Origin of the sequence: Paenibacillus sp. SAFN-054 (genome assembly GCF_051966755.1) — a bacterium.
GTDB lineage: Bacteria > Bacillota > Bacilli > Paenibacillales > Paenibacillaceae > Paenibacillus_AQ.
In genome coordinates, this window is record NZ_JBQCKS010000001.1 from 1,658,018 (window position 1) to 1,679,470 (window position 21,453).

20 protein-coding genes are annotated in these 21,453 nt (G+C 51.1%); 2 read left to right on the forward strand and 18 right to left on the reverse strand.

Going from position 1 to position 21,453, the window contains the following annotated elements; all coding sequences use genetic code 11:
• Nucleotides 1-5 precede the first annotated feature (5 nt).
• Nucleotides 6-1,064, forward strand: coding sequence for a Gfo/Idh/MocA family protein (locus ACTHPM_RS07650; protein ID WP_440394596.1), 1,059 nt, complete (start codon nt 6-8; stop codon nt 1,062-1,064).
• Nucleotides 1,065-1,208: 144 nt separating this feature from the next.
• On the opposite strand, the gene ACTHPM_RS07655 is transcribed toward ACTHPM_RS07650, so the two are convergent.
• The 18 genes from ACTHPM_RS07655 to ACTHPM_RS07740 all read right to left on the reverse strand — a co-directional run bounded on the left by ACTHPM_RS07655 (nt 1,209) and on the right by ACTHPM_RS07740 (nt 20,430).
• On the reverse strand, nt 1,209-2,132 hold the full coding sequence (locus ACTHPM_RS07655; protein ID WP_440394597.1) for a dihydrodipicolinate synthase family protein: 924 nt from the start codon (nt 2,130-2,132) through the stop codon (nt 1,209-1,211).
• A 44-nt stretch (nt 2,133-2,176) separates the two neighbouring features.
• Nucleotides 2,177-2,635 (reverse strand): YhcH/YjgK/YiaL family protein, encoded by a 459-nt coding sequence (locus ACTHPM_RS07660; protein ID WP_440394598.1) that lies wholly within the window; start codon nt 2,633-2,635, stop codon nt 2,177-2,179.
• A gap of 6 nt (nt 2,636-2,641) precedes the next feature.
• Entirely contained in the window at nt 2,642-3,757 is a 1,116-nt protein-coding gene (locus tag ACTHPM_RS07665) for a Gfo/Idh/MocA family protein (protein WP_440394599.1), read from the reverse strand.
• A gap of 29 nt (nt 3,758-3,786) precedes the next feature.
• Entirely contained in the window at nt 3,787-4,623 is an 837-nt protein-coding gene (locus tag ACTHPM_RS07670; RefSeq protein ID WP_440394600.1) for a carbohydrate ABC transporter permease, read from the reverse strand.
• Nucleotides 4,623-5,522 carry a carbohydrate ABC transporter permease gene (locus tag ACTHPM_RS07675; protein WP_440395377.1) on the reverse strand — a complete coding sequence of 300 codons (900 nt, stop codon included), beginning with the start codon at nt 5,520-5,522 and terminating at the stop codon, nt 4,623-4,625. Before ACTHPM_RS07675 ends, ACTHPM_RS07670 begins: the two co-directional genes overlap by 1 nt.
• Nucleotides 5,523-5,579: 57 nt before the next feature.
• Entirely contained in the window at nt 5,580-6,920 is a 1,341-nt protein-coding gene (locus tag ACTHPM_RS07680; protein WP_440394601.1) for an ABC transporter substrate-binding protein, read from the reverse strand.
• A gap of 233 nt (nt 6,921-7,153) precedes the next feature.
• Nucleotides 7,154-7,990 carry an AraC family transcriptional regulator gene (locus ACTHPM_RS07685; protein ID WP_440394602.1) on the reverse strand — a complete coding sequence of 279 codons (837 nt, stop codon included), beginning with the start codon at nt 7,988-7,990 and terminating at the stop codon, nt 7,154-7,156.
• Between the two features lie 227 nt (nt 7,991-8,217).
• The gene (locus ACTHPM_RS07690) at nt 8,218-9,135 is read right to left on the reverse strand and encodes an N-acetylglucosamine kinase (protein ID WP_440394603.1); all 918 of its coding nucleotides are present in this window, start codon (nt 9,133-9,135) and stop codon (nt 8,218-8,220) included.
• A gap of 44 nt (nt 9,136-9,179) precedes the next feature.
• On the reverse strand, nt 9,180-10,733 hold the full coding sequence (locus tag ACTHPM_RS07695; protein ID WP_440394604.1) for a glycoside hydrolase family 3 protein: 1,554 nt from the start codon (nt 10,731-10,733) through the stop codon (nt 9,180-9,182).
• Nucleotides 10,734-10,780: 47 nt separating this feature from the next.
• A complete protein-coding gene (locus ACTHPM_RS07700) occupies nt 10,781-11,920 on the reverse strand; it encodes an exo-beta-N-acetylmuramidase NamZ family protein (RefSeq protein ID WP_440394605.1) in 1,140 nt (379 codons plus the stop codon).
• A gap of 207 nt (nt 11,921-12,127) precedes the next feature.
• On the reverse strand, nt 12,128-12,835 hold the full coding sequence (locus ACTHPM_RS07705; protein ID WP_440394606.1) for a PIG-L deacetylase family protein: 708 nt from the start codon (nt 12,833-12,835) through the stop codon (nt 12,128-12,130).
• A complete protein-coding gene (locus ACTHPM_RS07710; protein ID WP_440394607.1) occupies nt 12,835-13,803 on the reverse strand; it encodes a GNAT family N-acetyltransferase in 969 nt (322 codons plus the stop codon). The genes ACTHPM_RS07705 and ACTHPM_RS07710 overlap by 1 nt, the downstream gene beginning before the upstream one ends.
• A gap of 30 nt (nt 13,804-13,833) precedes the next feature.
• Nucleotides 13,834-15,030 (reverse strand): anhydro-N-acetylmuramic acid kinase, encoded by a 1,197-nt coding sequence (locus ACTHPM_RS07715; protein WP_440394608.1) that lies wholly within the window; start codon nt 15,028-15,030, stop codon nt 13,834-13,836.
• Nucleotide 15,031: 1 nt separating this feature from the next.
• On the reverse strand, nt 15,032-15,892 hold the full coding sequence (locus tag ACTHPM_RS07720; RefSeq protein ID WP_440394609.1) for a carbohydrate ABC transporter permease: 861 nt from the start codon (nt 15,890-15,892) through the stop codon (nt 15,032-15,034).
• A 21-nt stretch (nt 15,893-15,913) separates the two neighbouring features.
• Nucleotides 15,914-16,816, reverse strand: a complete 903-nt coding sequence (locus ACTHPM_RS07725; RefSeq protein ID WP_440394610.1) for a carbohydrate ABC transporter permease — start codon at nt 16,814-16,816, stop codon at nt 15,914-15,916.
• A gap of 89 nt (nt 16,817-16,905) precedes the next feature.
• Nucleotides 16,906-18,327, reverse strand: coding sequence for an ABC transporter substrate-binding protein (locus ACTHPM_RS07730; RefSeq protein WP_328278601.1), 1,422 nt, complete (start codon nt 18,325-18,327; stop codon nt 16,906-16,908).
• 35 nt (nt 18,328-18,362) lie between these two features.
• A complete protein-coding gene (gene murQ, locus ACTHPM_RS07735) occupies nt 18,363-19,277 on the reverse strand; it encodes an N-acetylmuramic acid 6-phosphate etherase (RefSeq protein ID WP_328278602.1) in 915 nt (304 codons plus the stop codon).
• Nucleotides 19,278-19,572: 295 nt separating this feature from the next.
• The gene (locus ACTHPM_RS07740) at nt 19,573-20,430 is read right to left on the reverse strand and encodes a MurR/RpiR family transcriptional regulator (RefSeq protein WP_440394611.1); all 858 of its coding nucleotides are present in this window, start codon (nt 20,428-20,430) and stop codon (nt 19,573-19,575) included.
• A 459-nt stretch (nt 20,431-20,889) separates the two neighbouring features.
• Here ACTHPM_RS07740 and ACTHPM_RS07745 point away from each other — a divergent pair, with 459 nt between their 5' ends.
• On the forward strand, nt 20,890-21,132 hold the full coding sequence (locus ACTHPM_RS07745; RefSeq protein WP_440394612.1) for a hypothetical protein: 243 nt from the start codon (nt 20,890-20,892) through the stop codon (nt 21,130-21,132).
• Nucleotides 21,133-21,453 lie beyond the last annotated feature (321 nt).

The following is a 21,453-nucleotide window of genomic DNA, read 5'->3' on the forward strand; positions in this document are numbered from 1 at the left end:
GCAGGATGACTGCAAAGTATAAAGTCGTCGTCGCGGGCTGCGGCGGCATGGCGAATGCCTGGGTCGAATATGCGGCCGGACGGGATGACACCGAGATCGTCGGATTGGCGGATATCCAAAAGGAATCGGCGCTCGCGCTGGCTGAGCGCAAATCGCTCGATTGCCCGGTATTTACGGATGTGAAAGAGGCCATCCGGGCTTCGGGAGCAAATCTGGTTTTTGACGTGACCGTTCCTTCGAGCCATCATGGCGTGAGCACGGCCGCTCTGGAACTGGGCTGCAACGTGTTTGCGGAGAAGCCGCTGGCGGAATCGCTGGAGGATTGTCTCGACATCGTCCGGATCTCGGCGCTGACCGGGCGCACGCATGCCGTGATGCAGAATCGGCGGTACGATCCTCGGATCCGCGCCCTCCGCCAGCTGATTGCCGATGGTGCCATCGGACAGCCCGGTTTCGTCGGGGCGGATTTTTTTATCGGCGCCCATTTCGGCGGCTTCCGCGAAGCGATGGCCAGTCCCCTGCTCCTGGACATGGCGATCCACACCTTCGACCAGGCACGGCTCATCACAGGAGCCAATCCAGTCTCGGTATACTGCCATGAATTCAACCCTCCGGGGTCCTGGTACGCAGGGAATGCCATGGCCATCTGCATCTTCGAAATGTCCGACGGCTCTGTGTTCAATTACCGCGGCTCCTGGTGCGCAGAGGGGATGCCGACCTCCTGGGAGGCTTCCTGGCGTGTGACCGGTGACAAGGGTACGGCCGTTTGGGACGGGCACGGCGAACCTTACGCCGAAGTTGTCACCGAGGGGGATCAGGGCGGCAAATTTATCCGCGAGTATACGCGCGTGCCGGGTGTGCTGGAACCTATGCGCAGCACCTTTCATCACGGGTGCCTGGATGAAATGTTCGCGGCCCTTGAAGCGGGGCGCAAGCCGGAAACGGACTGCAGTGACAACATCTACAGCATGGCTATGGTACTGGCAGCACTGGAAAGCGCGAAGACAGGCAGCAAGGTGCTGATTCAGGAAGCCTTGGAAGCCGGTGCACGGCCAGAAGATTAAACCGTTGTCCCTCACGCGAATGGCCTGTCCCTGTATTTTCGCTCCCTGTTCAAGTGGCCTTATCCCATATTGCTCCATATTAAGGCATTCATATAGTAAAAAGCCCCCGGGTAAGGGGCTTTTTCGGGCTTCCGGGTATTTGATCTAGGAGCGCATCTTCACCCGGTTCACAACCTCCTGTATGTCTTGGTTCAGCCGAACCAAGGATTCGTGATGCGAACGGAGCACGGGCAGCAGCGGCAGCCTCGGCTCGCCTGTTTCGATGCCGCGGAGGCTTAGTATATATTTACATGCTCCATATAGCGAAGGATAGCCGAGGAGCCGCTTGATAAATCCGTTGATTTCAATTTGCAGTTTCCGGGCATCCGTCAGGCGGTTATCCCTGAATAACGCGTCCAGTTCGCAGAACAGCTCCGGCATGACGCCATACGTGCCGCCGATACCGCCATCGGCGCCCATGATTCTTCCTGCCAGAAATTGTTCATCCGGCCCGTTGAAGACGAGAAAATCATCGCCACCCGCTTCTTTGAGCTGCTGCAGTTCAAACGTGCTTTCCCCGGACATTTTGACGCCAATGACTTTATACTGCCGAGCCAGCTGTTTACACAGTTCGAAGGAAAGATGAAATCCGGTCGTCTGCGGAATGTTGTAAATGATAAACGGCAGGCTGGTGCTGTCGATCATATGCTGCCAGTGGTTCTCCACAGCCTGTTCCGAAAGTCTGTAATAAATGGATGGCACCGAAGAGACGGCATCTGCTCCCGCTTGTTCCGCGTGCCGGCACAGCTCCACGCTCTCGCGAGTCGAGTTGGCTCCGACATGAACGATAACGGTCAGCTCTCCCTTAACCTCCTCCATAACCGCTTCGAGCACCTGCTTGCGTTCCTGTGCGTTCTGCAGCATGCCCTCGCCGGAGCTGCCTCCGACATACAAGCCTTTGACCCCTGCCGATGCGTAATATCTTGCAAGCTGTTTGACACGTTGCTTGTCTACGTTTCCTTCCGCATCATATGCGGAATACATGGCGACATAAATACCCGCAAACTTAGTAATGCTGCTTTCCGTCAACGATCCCACTCCCTTTCTTGATCAAAGCCCTATTCAAACATTGGTTAAACCGGGATTTTATAAACGAACTTCTCTACAATCGCTGCCGTATGTTCGTGTGCCCCCACCAAATGCGCATCATCCGGAAAACAGACGAGAAATCTTCCCGGCTCCAGATACCCTGTGAGCTTTCCCCCTTCCCCTTCTTGCATATCTCCGAAAAGGATGTCCTGATCCGGATCGTATTCCGTCCGGTTCGTCAGAGAGGCCGCGCTTCCGACTTCCACGTATTCACGTCCCTTCAGGACAATATGGATGTCTATATATTTCCGGTGGGATTCAAAGCGCTTTTCGCATTTTGGCGCGGTCGCAAACTGAATCCGGCTTTTTTTATACACCTTTGAGGCCATTTCATCCGGATGCAAATCCGCATGCAGACTGGATTCTATATCCTTAAAGCATTGCGACAAAACACTGTTATCCGAAGCGTATTGATGGATATTTTCGAGTTTGTCATAAATCATCGCGGTTTAGGCTCCTTTTTCCGTGATCTCGCTTACGCTGACCTTACGGTCTTCCTTCAGGGACAATGTCAGCGCATCCGCCGTGGCGATCGCGGCCCTTGCTGCCGTTCCGTCAAGCAGTGGACGGAATTCATCCTCGACAGCCGCACCCTGCATGATTTGATGGAAATATGCCATCTCTTTGATCATAATTCCCTGCAGCCATAACGGAGGTTTCGCGCTGGGTTTGCCGTACATAATGGCGCCATCCATCTCCAGGCCTTTATAAATTCGCGTCCGGTCTTCGTCCACTTCCCTGGATTCATGCAGCAGGAATCGCTCCTCGCCTTCCGGCGTCTTGAGGACGACCTTCACGTCCTGCATATCGATCAGAATAGCTCCCTCGCTGCCTTGAATCTTCACAAAATGATCCGGCCAGCGGAAGGCCGATCCATATTGCAATGTGGCGTACCGGTCACCGGGGAATTCGAGCGTCAGGAACAGCATATCGTCTTCATCCCCGAACTGCTCTCCTTTATGCGCCACGTTGCCGCCTACCATGGTCACGCGTTCGGCCGGACCCATGAGAAACTGGATGAAATCCAGCTCATGAATATGATGGTACAAATGCCCGCCCGAAATATTCCTCATCTTCTTCCAGCTTACTTGAGGCTGCGCTTCCTCCCACCCGTTGCGCTCGGCGTGACAGAACAGGATTTCCCCGATTCTTCCGCTGTTGATCAGCTGCTTGGCCGTCCGCACGCCGTTCATGAAATTCATGACATGTCCGGCCATGAATACCCGTCCATGCTCCTTCGTTTTCTGGATCATTTCATTGCAGTCCGCATAGGAAAGAGCGATCGGCTTTTCGCAGAAGACATGTTTACCATGTTCTGCCGCGCAGAGCACCGGGTTTTTGTGATAACCGTTAGGCGAGGCTACGATCACCGCATCGACGTCGTCTCTTGAACAGAGCGATTCCACGCTCTCTTCCAAATCGCAATTCAGCTCCCTCGCGACGGGCTCCGCATGGCTCGGATCATAGACCGCAACCACCCGGGCACCCTCTATTTCATTTAGGATACGCGCAAGCCCCGCTCCAAAATAACCTGTTCCCACAATGCCGTAATTGACTGTTTTCATTCCTATTAGCTCCTCTCGAAGTTGTTTTTTTATTTGACCGATCCGTCCGACAATCCTCCGGCAATCTTTTTCTGAATCAGCATGAAGAAGATGATCGATGGCACGATGACAATGACGGAAGCGGCCATCATTTCTCCCCAGTCCAGAATCTCGGAGCCTGTCAGGGAATAGAGCGCAACGGAAATCGGCATTTTCTCCGAAGTGTTGATCAGCAGCAGCGCAAACAGAAACTCATTCCATGTATTGATAAAGGTGTAGATCGCCGTCGCTACGACACCCGGAGAAACGATAGGCAGTACGATTTGCAGAAACACCCGGACTTTTCCCGCTCCATCCACATGGGCCGCCTCTTCAATCTCAAGCGGAACCGTCTGGAAGAAACCGATCAGCATCCAGATCGCATACGGAATGGAGAAGGACAAGTAGGTGATGACAAGCCCCGTCCACGTATTAACCAGCCCGATTTTGATGATGATGATCGAGTAAGGAACCGCCAGCAGAATCGGTGGAAACATATAGGTCGTGATGAGCAGCTTGGTCATCTTTTTCCCTGCCTTCGGAAAGAAGCGGACGATGCCGTAGGCGGCGAGAGCGGATACGACGATGGTGACCAGCGTTGCCGACAGCGATACGATCAAGCTGTTTTTGATGTTCGTCGTGAAATGCAGGTTATGAAGCACCCGGCTGTAATATTCAAGGGTAAACTGCTTCGGGAGCATCGATAACGGATGATTGGCCATCTCCCCCGATGTTTTGAAGGAAGATAGAATGATCCAGATCAGGGGAAAGACCGCGATCAGGGATAACAATGACAGAAACACATACATCACGGCGATATTCAGCTTGCTTTGTCCCACGTTGTTCATTAGCGGTCCTCTCTTTCCCATTTATTCAGAAGCTTGAAGTAGAGCATGCATATGGCCAGCAGGAAGAGCAGCAAAATGACGGTGATGGCGGACGCAATCCCCAGCTGTTTCATTCCCCAACCGGTTTTGTAAGCGAAGATCGGCAGCGTTGTCGTCAAATCCGATGGTCCTCCGCCCGTCAGAAGGTACAGGAGATCGAAGTTGTTGAAGATCCATATCGTTCTCAGCACCAGCAGCAGGCCGATGACCCCCCGGATATGGCGTACCGTAATGAACCAGAAGGATTGCAGAGAGGTCGCCCCATCCATCACGGCTGCTTCATACTGGTCCGAGGGAATCGTTTTGAGGGCCGACAGAATGTTGACCATGAACAGCGGCGCACCGAACCATACGTTGATGAACACCGCCGTGCCGAACACGAATGCCGGATCCGCAAGGAAATTGATGTTTAAATGTGTCAACCCGAGCTGCGTCAGCAGATTGGGCACAAATCCGTATACGTCATTCAGAATCCATTTCCACGAAAACGCGATGACAATCGCAGGGAATGCCCAGGGGATAATCAGTAGCGTCCTGAAAAACCCGGAGTATTTCGGTATTCGGTTCAAGGCCAGAGCGGCTAGAAAGCCGATAATCAGCTGGCCGGCAATGGAATAGATCGTCCACTTGATCGAATTCAGGAATGCGATATAAAAGTCGGCGTTCGTAAGCACGAATTTGAAGTTGTCCAACCATACCCAGTCGTAACGGGGCCGGATCAAATGCTTCGAAGTAAAGCTGACATACAAGCTTGACAGGATCGGATAAATTAACAAAAGAATGACAATCAACACGGCAGGCAGAATGAACAGTACACCTGTCGTATTGAGCGATTTAAATTTACTGCTGATCGTCCTCATCTGCTTCACTCCATTTCGGCTATGGTCGTCGGAAGGGACTTCTTCCTCCTGCCGATGTTATTGTCCCATCGAAAAGAGACTGTTCAGTTTTTTCTCCGCCTTGCGGGCAGCATCTTCCACAGGCTCATCTTTGAGCACGATGTCTTGGAACATCTTCTCGATGACGCCCTGGCTTGTCAGGATGCCTGACTGCAGTACCGGGCTGTATTCCATGCCGATGGCCGTCCCTTTATCCACGGCGCTGCTGATGACGTTAACCGCGCTGCTGAATTTCTGAATCGTCGGATTGTTCAGGTATTCCGGATCTTCCGCGATATCCTTCAGTGCCGGCAACATCCCCGCGGGTACCGAATGGAGGAATTGAATATACCGTTTCTTCTCGAACAGGCTCTCTACGAATGCTTTCGCAATGTCCGGGTGCTTGCTCTTCTTCCATACGACGACAGGAACATTTGAGGTTTCGATTCCCCGGTCCGGATCGTTCGCATGAATTTTGGGAATCGGAGCGGCATCGATCTGGTCCAGCAGAGCCGGCGAGTTCGTCTCAACGCCTCCGATCTGGAAACCGCTGTTGAAATCAAACGCCGTTTTCCCCTGGTAAAAGAGGGTCGCCTGGTCAAGTACTTTGAAGTTCACTGAGCCTGACGGTGACGCTGCCTTGTACATATCGACCCAATAGTTGATGCCCTCGATCGCAGCTTTGCTTGTCAGATTGGCCTTCCCTTCCTTCGTAATCAAGGTTTCGCCTGCCGAACGGACATAGAAGTTCAGGAAGCGCGTGGCCATCATGTCGCCTAGTCCCATCGGTACGGACAGACCATACACATTCGGCGGTTGGTTGATCGCTTTGGCAGCCGTGAGCAGCTCGTCCCAAGTTTTCGGCACTTCGAGATTAGCCTTCTTCAAGAGGTCTTTCCGGTACCACATGACCTGTGCATGAGAGTAGAGAGGAATGGAATAATTTTGTCCATCCAACGTGGCTTCCGCTAGCGGCGCACTGTAAAAGCGGTCTCTTCCGATGTTGTCGATCACGTCGTTAAGCGGAACAATCGCCTCCGCATCGAGCATCTCCACCACATGGTTCGGCAGTGCGGTGCTGACGTCAGGTACCTGGCCGGATTGCACGCCCGTCGTCCATTTTGTATAAAATTCGGACCAGGCAAAGGTTTCGATCTTGATTTTTACGCCCGGATGCTTGGCCATGAAATCATCGGCCGCTTCCTTCATAAAATCGTTCCGCGCCCCTTGGGTGAAGGAATGCCATAGCACAATTTCACCCTTCATCTCACCATTGCTGTTCCCATCGGATGAAGCCTCCGAATCCCCGTCGTCGTTCCCGCAGGCCCCAGCGAACAGCATGCAGAGAGACAGCAATATCAGCGGCAGCTTTCTTTTCATAAGTATGACCCCCTTCAAATCAATCAAATGGTTGAACATTCCGTGCTTTATTCGTGCTACTCCTGCATGACGAAAAAGACACATCACTCCTCTGACGGAATACGCTTTCATCCCTTCTGTTCATTGACTTCTTCGTTTTCTATAACATTAACAATACCGGGATTTCCGAAGACATTGAACATAGCAAACCACTCAAAACTAGTACAAATCGCTCAAAACTGCCGAGTCCAAACTTAATCCCTCGCGAGCTGCCTGTACGCTTGAGGAGTGACTTTATAATGCCGCTTGAATAATCTGGAAAAATAATTCGGGTCCTCGATCCCCACATAATAGGCGATGTCCGAAATACGTTCGTCGCTTTCGATAATTTTTTTGGCGGCAACCACCATTTTCAAATCGATCAAAAATTCCCGTGGAGACTTCCCCGTATGCTGCTTGAAGAGCCTTCGCAGGGATGAGACGCTTAGATTGACCATTTGTCCCATTTCTTCTACGGTGAGGTTCGCGGAAATATGGTTCATCATGAAATCCAAAATAATTTCGACGCGGTTGTCGTTCTTGTTGTCCTTCGGCACCCGCTTCAGCCTGCCGGTACGCTCTGCTCCAGGTTCAACCGAATTGATCAAATACCCGACGATAAGCTCCAGGTAGCCCCGCAGCATAAAGTTTTTTCCTTTGCCTGCAGAATCACGCTCATGGACGATACTATGAAAATAGTGACGAATGTAGGGATCCCCGCATTTGAATTTGGTATCGAAGCCCATGATCCCCGACCACACTTCGTTGTCGCTGAGAGGGAAAGCTGCCGTAAAACGGATGCTGATAAAGATCAGGTCGTCGGACAGCGCTTCACAGGCGAGGCTGCTTCCTTGGGGAATGTAGACGATGTCGTTCTCTTCGGCCACATACTCGGTGTCGTCGACCGTGAATTTGGCACAGCCCTGCTCAATAAACCGGATCATGGAATAAGGGATGGCGGATTCGCTATAGGTCCACTTGCGGGAAAAGGAATACCGTTCTGCAAAAAGATAGTTGAGCCGCAATGCCTGCAGCAGTTGATTGACGCTCATGCACACACTCCGTTTCATCGATGATTGATGTCATCATATTGAAAAACTTTGAAGGTTAAACATGCTTGTTTTTTCATTTTACCTTGAAAGCCTTGCACGCTTTTACTGTTAAAATCTTACTGGGGATGCTTTCTCCCTGAATTCCAATTTGATTCCTCGATGAAATAAAGTTCGTGAGCCAAAAAAAGACCGGGGATAAATTCCCCGGTCTTTATAATGCAATGATCTTATTCGGATGAAAGCTGCTCCAAAGCCATGAAGACAGCACCCATGGAGGCATCGCTTTTAGGAATAATGCATTCCATGCTCGGGTAGCGCAAGCGAAGCTTCTCCACGAACATCGACCTCACGAACGTATTCTTGAGCAGGACACTTCCGGCCATCGCCAGGCTGTCTTCCTGAAGCTGCAGCGCCTCAGCTACCGGAACGACAAGCCCCAGGAGCGAAGCGGCATGATTCTCAGCAATGGACAAGGCTGCGCGGTCCCCTGCTTCGCAGGCGACCGACAGGACCGGCGCAATCGCGGCAATGTCCTTTTTATTCGTTCGCTTGTCGTACACGAAACCGACGATTTCCTGCACCGAACGAAATTGCAGCTGTTCATATACGAGCCCGGTGATTGCCGTGGCCGGTATACGGCCGTCGTGGGCTTGCACCACTGCGCTGAGCAAATCCCTGCCGATCGCATATCCGCTCCCTTCGTCGTCGATCAGATGGCCATACCCGCCCGTGCGATGTGATTGACCAGCCTTGTTCTTGCCAAGACCGATCGAACCGGTGCCCGCGATCAGGATCATGCCGTACGGTCTTTGATGAGCTCCGTATAATGCCGTCTCATGGTCGCCGGTAATATGAAGGGATCCTTGATAACCGCCGCTTCGGATCTGCGCCGTTAAGCGGCTGACCACGGTCGGATTGCTGACACCGGCCGCTCCGACGCATAGGCTCACGCAATGCTCGATGCCTCCGCAGGCTTCGCCGATCTTCTTCACGATATCGTTCAAGCTGGCGCCGACGCTCGCTTCATCTTGACCATTATAATTGATGGCACCGGAGGTAAAGGTCTTTACCACGCTGCCCCGTTCATCCGCGACGGTCACAGCGGTTTTGGTGCCGCCGCCGTCCAAACCGGCTACATATTTCATGGCTGCCACATCCTTGCTATATAAACTTCAGAATTCCGAGGGGATTAATTCTGCAAACTCAGACGGCCTGTCGGCTCGGCTTCTCCGCCGAGAACGCGAATCACCGATTGGATCGCGAGCTTCGTGTACTCAAAAGCGGCCAATCCGCATGCTGCGTCTTCAAGCATTTCGAGGTCATACGGCTTGCCCAGTGCCACCACGGTTACTTGGTGGCCTGCACGCACGAGACGGTTGACAAGCTCCAGCTGCCCCGGATGATCGCAGCCGTTGTACAGGCCGACGACGATGCTCGCAAAGCCTTCGGCCTTCCCGAGGATGCGGTCCTGTTCCTGCGTATCCGGATCGAGATCCATCATGCAGTGCTGCGTTCCTAGGGCCGCTGCGGCTTCCACAGGGAAGCTGAGCTCCGTGCTCGCATGACTGGAAGCCTGGTCCGGTCGGTTGGGAAGACTGCCGATGACCAGTGTCCCCTTCGGACCCTGCTGAACAGGGTTCAGCTTGCCGCGAACCAGGCAGATGCTTTCCAGGCTGATGGCTTCGGCCGCGCGGCGGTTTACTGATTGTTCCGCATCCGTCATCCCTGCATCCCCGACCTGTCCGTATTTGGTTTTGTAATGAAGCACTTTCTCCACGGCTTCATCCACGATCGCCATCGGCAGCTCTCCGGATGCCACGGCCTGCTCGATCCGCTCCACCGCTTCCATGACGAGCTGGCCGGAATGGCTGATGAACAGCAGATGGACACCGGCTTTCAGTGCGCCAACGGCCCCTTCCGCCGTTCCGTAGAATTTCTGGATGGCGTTCATTTCAAGGCAGTCCGAAATGACAAGCCCTTGATAGCCCATTTTATCTTTGAGCAGGTCCGTTATGATCGTTCTCGACATCGTGGCGGGAACCTGGTTTTTCTCGATGGACGGGAACAGAATATGCGCGCTTGTCAGCGCCTCTGCGCCGGCGTCAATCGCTGCTTGGAAAGGCTTCAGCTCAAGCTCAGCAAGCGCCTCGAGCGATTTATCGATCGAAGGCAGCCCCAGATGGGAGTCGACCGCCGTATCCCCGTGACCCGGAAAATGCTTGATGGCCGCGAGCACGCCGCCTTCCTGAAGTCCGCGCATCATTTGCAGTCCGAACTCGGTGACGACTTCTGCCGTGTCCCCGTATGAACGTACGTTGATAACCGGATTGTTCTTGTTGTTGTTGATGTCGAGCACGGGAGCCAGGTTAAAGTTAATGCCCAGCGCCAGCATTTCCCGTGCGGTAATCCGCCCGGCAGCGTATGCATTCTCCGGGCGTCCCGTCGAAGCGACCGCCATTGCGCCGGACACGTTGACCGCATCCTTCGGCAAACGCGTCACTCGTCCGCCTTCCTGATCGATCGAGATCAGAGCCGGATGTCCTGTGTTCCCGGTGATTTGTTCCTGAAGCTCGGAACACAGGCTCTTCACCTGCGCCTTATCCTTCACGTTATGCGCGAACAAAATGATATTTCCGATTTTATAGTCGGCAAGCAGCCGCTGCGTTGCTTCGTCGATACCTTGACCGGGAAAACCCGCAACGATGAGCTGGCCGACTTTTTCTCTTAACGTTAACTCTTTCATATGGAAATCGGCTCCCTTTTATGTCGAATGTCTGGAATGTGCCTGGTTTAATAGAGATGGTATTCGGCTTTCAGCTTCGCGAACTCGCGGCTCTCATCGTGGAATTGCTCGAGAAGAGCGTTCACATCAAGGTTCTCTTCGCGGTACATCTTGTCGCCGCCAAGGAGATCGATGAACGGTCTGGAATTTTCCTTCAGCGGCGGCAGGAACGAGAAGGCCTCATAGTTGTTCTTGATCATGAACAGCAGCTTCACACCCGTCTCCAGCGGCTGGACCGCGCGGTAATCCGTCATATGGATTTGCACGCCGCCGCACTGCTCTCCCTGGAATTTCGAGAAGGAAGGCTTGAAGTATACCGGCCGGAAAATCACCCCGGGCAGCTTCATGCCGTTCATTTCGGAAGCAAGCTTCTCCGCATCAATGAAGGGGGCGCCGATCATCTCGAACGGAGCCGTCGTTCCTCTTCCCTCCGACAGGTTCGTGCCTTCGAATAAGCAGGTTCCCGGATAGATGAGGGCCGTTTCGAAACGCGGAATCCCCAGAGAAGGCATGATCCACTGACGGCCGGTTTCAGGGAACAGCATGCTGCGCTCCCATCCATCACAGCGGATAACATGCAGTTTGGCGTTCCAGCCCATTTGCTCATTCGCCATCGTCGCGACTTCTCCCGCCGTCAGACCGTAGCGGACCGCCAGCGGATAACCTCCGACGAATGACTCATAGCCTGCCTTCAGGATATTCCCTTCTACCGTAACGCCGTCGAGCGGGTTGACCCGGTCCAGGATCACGATCTCCTTGCCTGCCTTGGCACAGTCTTCAAGCGCATACAGCATTGTATAAATAAAGGTGTAATATCGGGTGCCCACGTCCTGAATGTCATAGACGACCACATCGACCTCATCGAGCATTTCCTGGCTTAAGCGTTTGGAATCCTTCCGGTACAAGCTGTATACCGGAACGCCGGTAATGGGATCCTTATACGTTTCAACCATGGCGCCTGCGGCCTGATCTCCGCGAACACCATGCTCCGGCGAGAACAGCGCAGCCAGGTGAAAGTTGTCGTGCAAAATCTGAATTGTGGATACAAAATCCCGATTTAAACCGGTCGGTGAGGTAATCAGTCCAAGCTTTTTCCCCTTCAATACATGTGCTGCTTCCATGATCGTATCAATTCCGTTCAGAATCATCGCTGCTTCCCCCTTGGAATGGATAAATGAATGAAAACCATAAATGGAACTAAAGAAATGAACCATACATCTCCTGTATTCCAGATGGAATCAAGGTGAAGCAAGGTTTAACTTTAGTTCATTACAAAGATGGTTTTGAAAAAAATGACTGCCGCTTTGCTGGCAGTCACCTTCGATTATGTTGTCTCATACATGAACTTCATTGAATTATAACAGGTCGCTCTTAAGCACGCGCTTCGTTTCTTCCGGAATCATGAAGGTCTCGGCATACTCCTTGCGCGCTTCGATACCGCGTACTCTCGCCAGATGCTTGTAGTACTCCAGGTATGGGAAAGATTTGCTGTTGGTTACGAACCAATGCTGTTCGGTCGCCTTCACCCACAGATCGAAAGCTTCCTTCGAAAAATCCACGTAAACATATGGCTTGTATTCAACGGCATCTTCCCAGTTCTCGGCATAGTACAGTTTGGAGGCAAAGTGAGCCGGAAGTTCTCTTTCGAATGAAGCCAGTCCCGCAAAGAAACGAGCATCGTTCACGATGTGATGCGTGGTCGCATGATCTTTGTGCATACTGTTTTTCCAGTGCGTGATGATCACGTTCGGCTTGACCTGACGGATCACGTCGCAAACGCGCAGACGCATTTCCTCGGTATCCTTCAGTTCGCCGTCCGGAATGTCGAATACGATGGATTCTCCGCCCAGCATATCCGCGAAGGCCTTCGCCTCGTTCAGCTTTTGCTGACGGTATTCCGCCATGTCCTGGCCTGCAGGCACGCCGCGTTCTCCGGCCGTAAGCGCCAGCGTTACGATTTTATCCCCTTTTAAGGAGTGGCTTGCAAGCACACCGCCTGCTGTTAGTTCTGCATCTCCTACATGTCCGCCTATCGCCAAAATCGTCAATTTCTGTTCACTCATTATGAAAACTCCCTTCTCATGATTGCAAATTGTTTTACCGTTTGAAAGCCCGCTTTTTCATAGATCCGGATCGCCGGGTTCGTTAAGCCTGTATAGAGAGACATATAATCGGTTCCGATGGATTGGAAGGCTTCACAGAGCTTGAAGAACAGAATCGTTCCGAGGCCGTGGCCCTCATGCTCCGGATGTACCCCGATGCCTGCAAAATAACCGCGTCCGTTATTCTGACGGATGACCGGTCCGGCAAAGCCGACAACCTGCCGTCCGTGCGCTGCGACCACGACAGGCGTACCATCGGAAGTGCATTTACCGATTTCCTTTTCCCATAACGGGTTGTTCAGGCCTTGAAGCATGGCCGCGACGCCTTCATGCTTGGCCTTGTCAAACAGCTCGACGCTGTAGCCGCTAGTCGAGGCTTTCGCTTCCTTCTGACGGATTTCATCCGGCATCAGGAAGCGGTCCAGATTCAAGTACATGGCGCATTCCTTGGCGCGCTCCACATACCCTTCCTGCTGCAAAAAGGAATGCAGCCTGCTGTCTACCGGCACGCCCGGCGCGTTATTGTGTTCATGCTTCGGTGTATCCGGTATGTACCACGGCAGCATCATCGGATTGAAGAACAGCACATCTGACTGCTTTTTGCCAAGCTCCTGAAAACGATTTTCGAGCGCATCCAGCAGCTGTTTATAGTTCTCATCGGTTTGGCTGTTCTCATCCAGAACGATACAGGTGATGTAACCCGCGATTTGCCCCAGCGGCAGGTCGTCGCCGGTGCATCCGCAGGCAAAGCCGGTGATCTGGTCGTTAGCGATCAGAACGAACGTATTTTTCCGGTCGAAATAGGGATTCGAAGCAAATATCGTCCCGAAGGTTTGCTCGGTCAGCTCCTTGTACCCATCTTTCACGGCTTCCTTATTCCATAGATCGATTACCGCTTGAGCATACTTCTCATCCCAAGTGTTGATCATGATCAGCGGCACCTCCGTCCCTTATCAGGATTAGTAGCTTATTTTGCCCATCACAACAGGCCTTTCGGCTCCCGTCACGCTCGGGAGATTGTTGGGTTTGCCCTTCAGCGTGTAATCGGCAAGCATGGCGAACGCAACCGCTTCTTTCGCATCACTGCTCTGCCCGATCTGCTCCTGCGTCAGCACCTGAACGCCCATCGGCTCCATCTCCTGGCGCAAATATTCGATCAGAACCGGGTTGTAGCTTCCGCCTCCGCCCACTAGGAGCACATCCGCCGGATCCTGCTCCTTGACATAACGGCGGTACGCATCACCGATCGACCACGCGGTCAGCATTGTGACGGTCGCCGTCACGTCCTCGGCTTTGATGCTCTGAAGTTTGGCCTGCTCCAGCAGCCAATCTACATATGATGAACCGAACTGCTCTCTGCCTGTTGATTTGGGAAGAGGCTGCGCATAGTAAGGCTCCTGTTGAAGCCGTTCAAGCAGCTCCTTATGAACCGTACCTGTTCGGGCTATAGCTCCCCCAATGTCCATCGTAAGTTGCCCGGGATACAGCCGCTCGACGACACCGTCGATGATCATGTTTCCCGGACCCGTATCAAAAGCGTAGACCTGCTCTTGTGAACATCCGGCAGGAATGACTGTCATATTGCCGATGCCGCCGATATTTTGCAGAAGAAGGGTACGATGCGCCTCGCCGTACAGCAAATATTCCGTGAACGGAACAAGCGGCGCTCCCTGCCCTCCGGCTGCCATATCCGCCGGCCGGAAATCGGACACGCACGGGACGCCCGTCCGTGCTGCAATGACCGATCCTTCGCCGATCTGCACCGTATAATGAATGCCATAACCGTGCAGCTGTTCAGCTTCCGGAGCATGATAGATCGTTTGCCCGTGCGAGCCGATGACCGCGATGTCGGCTGGCGTAAGCCCCGCTGCCGCAATGACGGACAAAGCCGCTTCGGCATAAAGCTCGCCGAGCAATACGTTCATGCTGCCGATCTTGCATACTGTCGCCTGCAGCGGATCGAACAAGGTGAAGATGTCCTGCCTGACGGCAGCCGGAAACGGGGTGTTCTGAAATGCAACCAGCTTTGCGCTGGTTTTCCCGTCCGGTCCGTCCGTTAATTGAACCACTGCTGCATCTATTCCATCCACTGAAGTGCCTGACATCAGTCCAACGGCATAGCGGTTTGAATGCATATCCATGGGTTTGCTGTCCATATCAGCCCTTCACCGCGCCTACAGTTACGCCTTCAAGGAAGTACTTTTGCAGGCTGAAGAACAGAATGAACATTGGCAGCGCGGAAATTGTAGCGCCCGCCATCATTGGCGCAAATAAAGTCGTATTCGCAAACTTGAAGCTCTTGAGCCCGACCTGGATTGTCTGCATATCCATGGAGTTCGTTACCAGAAGCGGCCAGAAGAACGTATTCCAGTTGTCCATAAATGTAAGAATCGCCATTACCGCAAGTACGGTTTTGGATAGAGGCAATATAATGCGGAAATAAATCTGGAACTGATTACAGCCCTCAATCTTTGCACATTCCAGAATCTCGTTCGGAATGCTGCCCATAAACTGCTTTGCTAGAAAAATGTTATACACCGTAACGAGTCCCGGCAAAATCAAAGCGGTATACGTGTTTTGAATATGGAAGACGTTTACGATCAGGATGTACAGAGGTACCTGTGTGACCTGATAAGGGATCATCATGGCGACGAGCATCACCGAGAACGTAATGGCTCTGCCTCTGAATTTGATTTTTGAGAAAGCATACCCTGCCATGCTGGCGAACACGACGTTAGTCACCATAACGGAGGTGGCCACAATCAGAGAGTTCAGCAACCAGCGCCAAGTGTAAGTATTGAATTGAAAGAAGAACTTGTAAGATTCAAGCGAGAAGCTGCTCGGAAATATTTTGTAATCCATGGCCCCGGCTGCAACGGGTTCACCAAAGGAAGAAATAATCATAAAGTAGATTGGGAAAATCGTTGCCAGGGCAAACAGCAGAAGCACGGTGAAAAGAGCCGTATTTCTGATGTTTCTGGCAGCTGGTTTCCCAGCATGTGCGTTATAAAGAGCCATAATTGCTGCATCTCCCTTCCTTTAATATTCCACGTCTTTGCCCAGGAATTTGAATTGGATTACCGAAATACCTGCGATAATTGCGGCCAAAATCAGAGACTGTGCTGCTGCCTTGCCGAATTCGAAGTATTTAAATGCGTTATTAAAAATGAGCAAGCCTACCATCGTTGTTGCATTGTCAGGTCCGCCGCCGGTCATCAGATATGCATTCTGGAATACCTGGAACGAACCGATCACGCCTGTAACAAGCAAGAACAAGGTTGTTGGTTTCAAGCAAGGAACAACAATGTACCACAGCTTTTGGAAGAAGTTGGCCCCATCAAGCTCAGCGGCTTCATAGTAGCTTCCATCAATGCCAAGCAAAGCTGCAAGGTAAATAATGATGCTCGTGCCGTGGCTGGACAACCAAGCCATCAAAACGAGCGAAAACATCGCATAAGCGCTGGATCCGAGCCAGTTGTGGGTACCCATACCGAAGAATGCAGTAATTTTGTTGAAAATGCCCTCAGGCATCGGATCGTAGATCCACAGCCAAACCACGGATAGTGCCACGCCTGAAGCGACAGCAGGAAGATAATATACGGCTTTGAATACGGTTTGCATTCTTTTCTTAAACGGCAAGATCAGGATCGATACGGCAAAAGATAAGAAAAGCGATACCGGAACCGTCAACAAGGTATAAATAATGGTATTTACAACAGCCTTCCAGAACAAAGAATCCTTGAAGGTTTCTGTATAGTTGTCAAATCCGATAAACTCGGAACCTAGCGGCTTATACTCTTGAAAGCTGATAATCAAGGCACTGACAACCGGATATGCGGTAAACATCGCAAAAATGATGAGTGCCGCCGCGATAAAAGCATATCCCCAAGCTGCATCGCTATTGAACTTGCGTCGTTTGATCGGTTTAGCATATTCTGTCATATCTGCGAAACCCCTTTCATACTAACGTATCACAGGTAAATTGGAGGAAAGCCGTATGGAAATCCATACGGCTTTCCGGTGTATTCTCTCTAGTCTTTTACAATGCCGTCTTCACCGAAGGCCGATACCGCTGCGGATTTCACCGCATCGTACATCGCTTCCGGCGTAATTTCGCCTGCGATAAGTGCTTGGAGCTTAGGAACAATCACTTCGTCCTCAAGCTTGATAGCTTTAGCGCCGAGGTCCGTAGGGATGTCCGGACGAGCTGGAACGGCTGTTGTCAGCATTCTTTCTACAGCTGCCTTGTTGTCCGGATCGCGGTCAACTTTCATGCTTTCGGCAGCTTTTCTGCTGCTTTCCGTGATTTGAGCAACGAACAGCTCATTGTTGGTTGTCGCTGCGTTTGCTCCGCTGGACAGGAAGTTAGCCGCTTTAACGACGTTCGCCTTGTGGGCAGCCGTAGGCTCTTTCGTGCCGCGGAATGTGACGTAACCGTCGACTGCCACACTTGCTTTTGCTTCAGCGCCTGCAAAGGCTGGTACAGGAAGCACAACGTAATCAACAGGAATGGAACCTTTAACCGCACTTGCGTCTTTGTTCTGCAGCTTCTCGTTGTTCAGCTTCGCGGATCTTTCGAAGCCTGCGAGACCTTTACCTGTGATCATCGTTTGACCTGTCAGGAACATATTCCAGCGTTTGCCTGCATCGATGGAGCTAAGTTCTTTCGGCATGGAGCCGTCATCGATCATCACGCGGATGTCTTTCAGCACTTCAAGGAAGTTCTTGCTTGTGTAAGCATATTTCAGGTCCTTATCAAAAGCCGCTGGCATGCCGGCGCTTTTCACCAGAATCCCGAGGTAGTCTTTGGAAGTAACACCAGCTGTTGCGAATACAAAACCGTAACGGGATGTTTTGCCGCCTTCGGATACGACGCCTTTTTTGATGGCTTCGCGGAACTCATCGAAGGTCCATCCTTCTTTTTGTACCTTTTTGTAGTCAATGCCGGCTTTTTCCATAAATTCTTTGTTGCCGCCGATGGCATGAGCTTCCATGTATGCCGGGAAGCCGTAAAGACCTTTGCCGTTCTTCATGTACTCGAGAGGAGCTGGGTCATAATCTTTGATCATTTCATCTGTTACTGTATCCGAGATATCCATGACCATCCCTGAATCTACATATTTCGAAATACCGTCAGACCCAATAAATGCGATATCCGGCGGGCTGCCCGCGTTTACTTGCGTGTCCAGCTTTTGCGTCATGTCTTCCCAGCTTGCAGGTTCAATTTTGAGCGTCAGGTTCGGATATTTCGCATTGAAATCCTTCGCCATTTGTTCAAAATTGCTTTGGAAGTTTGCAGATACCGGTGGCAGCAAAGCCGTGATGGTGTCTTTTGCGTTCGGGTCATCTGCATTCGATGATTTGGCATCATCCTTGCTGCCGCAAGCGGAAAGGGTCGTCAATGCCATGCTGAGCGCAAACACCGTTGCCATTACTCGCATTTTCTTTTTCATGAAAAACAGGCCTCCTTGAAAATATAAATGTTTTTTTAGACTACATGATTAAAGTTGCGTATCGCCTTTTTCAAGCTTCCTTCGGCCCGGTTCAGCGCCTCTTCGGCAGGACCTGCTTCAAGCCCGGTTTCGATCATCATGATAGCCAACTTGCAATTCATGGAAGCGCTTTCTAAATAGGCAGCAGCCTTGGCGTCATCGACCCCCGTCGCCGACTTGATGATCCGTATGGAACGGTCGCGAAGCTTGATGTTGCTCGCTTTCAAGTCAACCATTAGATTGTCATAAGTCTTCCCAAGCTTAACCATAGTACAAGTGCTAAGCATATTCAAAACCAATTTCTGGGCAGAGCCTGCTTTCAGCCTCGTGGAACCCATAATGACCTCGGGTCCGACAACCGGTGCAATGCAGATATCACAGACGTTCTCTAATTTAGATGGCTTGTTATTCACGACGCCGATCGTCGCCGCTCCAATCTCACGCGCTTTCTGAAGAGCCGCAATGACGAATGTCGCGCTTCCGCTCGCCGTAATGCCGATAACCGCATCTTTGTCTGTGACTCCGCACTGCTCGATTAATGCAACCCCCTCCTCCGCACTATCCTCGCAACCTTCCACAGCCAGTCTCAGCGCTCCATCGCCTCCGGCAATGTGACCTTGCACTTTCGAAGGATCAATGCCGAATGTCGGCGGACATTCAGATGCGTCCAGAACGCCAAGTCTGCCTGAAGTTCCGGCCCCCAGATAAAACATTCTGCCGCCATTTTTAAGCACGTGGTGCAGTACATCAACCGCTTTCGAAATCTGCGGGATCTCCGCTGCCACCGCGACAGGAACCTTGGCATCTTGTTCATTCATGAGACGAAGCATTTCTTCTGTGGTGCATTCATCGATCATCCGAGTCTGCTCATTGATCTCTTCCGTTGTCAGCCCCGCCAGATACTCATCCATTGCGATCCTCCTATCCATGTTTGATTTCTGGAAGTCGCAAATCCTAAGAACGGGATCAAGGCACAATATGTAGTTGTTTTCATATAATGTCTCACTACATGGTGTGTATCAAAACCGCACTTTTGATATTTGCCAAATCCTTTTCTTGATTTCATATTAACGATAAATTTCATTTTGGTCAACAGTTTTTGAAATATTATTTTATTATAAAATAAACTATTGTTTTTTAATTTTAGCTTATCCAACAAAAAAAGACACCGTCCGCCATCTTGGCAGCCGATGTCTTCGGTAATCTTTACCGGTGTTTGCTTGCAATAATGTTGTGCGTCTTGGTTAAATATTTCTTGACGTTCTTGTATTCCGCGCTTGCCACACCTGCAAACAGGATGTCAATGACGGTCAGCATTGCGATCCGGGAACCCATAGCACCGCTGCGGATCGTGAGCTCGGGCGTCGAAATATTCAGCACGATGTTGGCTTTGTCGGCCAGCTCGCTTTTGTTGTATTTGGTGATGGCGATAATGGTTGCGCCGCTTTTCTTGGTGATCTCAAGGGACTCCAAAATTTCCGACGTCGAGCCTGAATTGGAAATGAAGACGGCGACATCCCCTTTATCCAACAGCGTGGCCGCGGTGAGCTGGCTGTGCCCGTCGGTATACGTATGGCACATCTTGTTGATGCGGGAAAATTTCTGCTCCGCATCGATGCCCACGAGTCCTGAGGCTCCGATCCCGAAGAAGACGATGCGATTGCTCTGCCGGAGCACCTGCACCGCCCGGTCCACCTCATTTTTGTCGATGACGCTCAGCGTGTCCTCAATCGATTTGATGTTGTTTCTGGACGTATTCGAAATAATGACGGACAGATCATCCCCCGGCTGAATGTCGGTGTACGGATCCTTCTGTTCCTCCATCGAACCCAGCGATGCGGAAATGCTCACGATGAAGCTTCGATAGCCCGAATATCCCATCGTTTTGCAGAAACGCAGTACGGACGCATCACTGGTTTTCGTCAGCTGAGCCAAGCTTTTGATCGAAAGATGCGGAATCTCCTCCAAATTCTGAAGCACGTATTCCGCCACCATTTTCTCAACCGGCGTCAGGCTGTCTTTCATTTCACGGATTTTAATTAAAATATTATCATGAATTGACATATGTATTCCCTACTATCACTGTTTAATAGAAGCCTCTTTTACATCATAATGAACCCTTTACCGAAAAACAAGAACGACATCCAACGGATTCCTGGTTTAACATTTTTATGCAGATAAAATTAAATTTCAAAATTAATCCATCAACATAAAATTTTAATTCTATTTTATATTACATAAGATAAAATTGCAATAAACCTTACACGTTACGTTCGTTCGTTTAAGTTAAAGCGCATACAATTTCTTGGCTGGATATCCCCTTTTGAGTGCATTCCCTCCCGATCTTCGTCTCGATTTCAGTGCGTGAATGTCTGAACATCCTTTCCTGTATCATAACCGATAACCCGGTCCGGAATCTATCACAACCATGATAACACTTTAATAACGAAGGCAGGGTTAACTGCCGTTACCATTTGTCCAGCAGGTTCATATGATGCCTTGTCAAAGGAAGGAGTTGATGAGGTGGACGTATATCATAACTGCATGCAGTGCATGAACCGGAAGGTTCGGATATTAACCTCTGACGGTAAAATCCATGAAGGAAAAATTGTCAAAGTCGATAGAAATCATGTGTACTTGGAGCAGGAACGCAGGGGCGGTCAGGTTACGACTTCGGCCTTCGGCCCCTACGGTTACGGATATGGATATAGAAATTCGATCCTGACGTTAAGCTTATTCACGCTGCTTGCCATTGCCTTAATCTGATGCATAACCGTCTCCTCGGCCTGAGGAGATTTTTTTGTAGCAGACGACAAAAAAACACGAAGCACCTCTGCGATGCACCTCGTGTTGTCCGGCTGTCATTATAATAGGTCAGCTCTGCTATTCCATACCATTATCCTACGATTCTGTCTGGTTAACAAGTGACAACTGCATTAGAAAGCGAGTAAACTGTGGTTCGTGAGCTTCAACCAAAAAAAGGCCGTTCAAGGTTTACGCTTGAACGGCCCTTTTTCATCTATCTGCACTCTATCTATTACAATGAACATGATTTATGAGGCTTCGTTCAACCTTTTGCTTACCAAC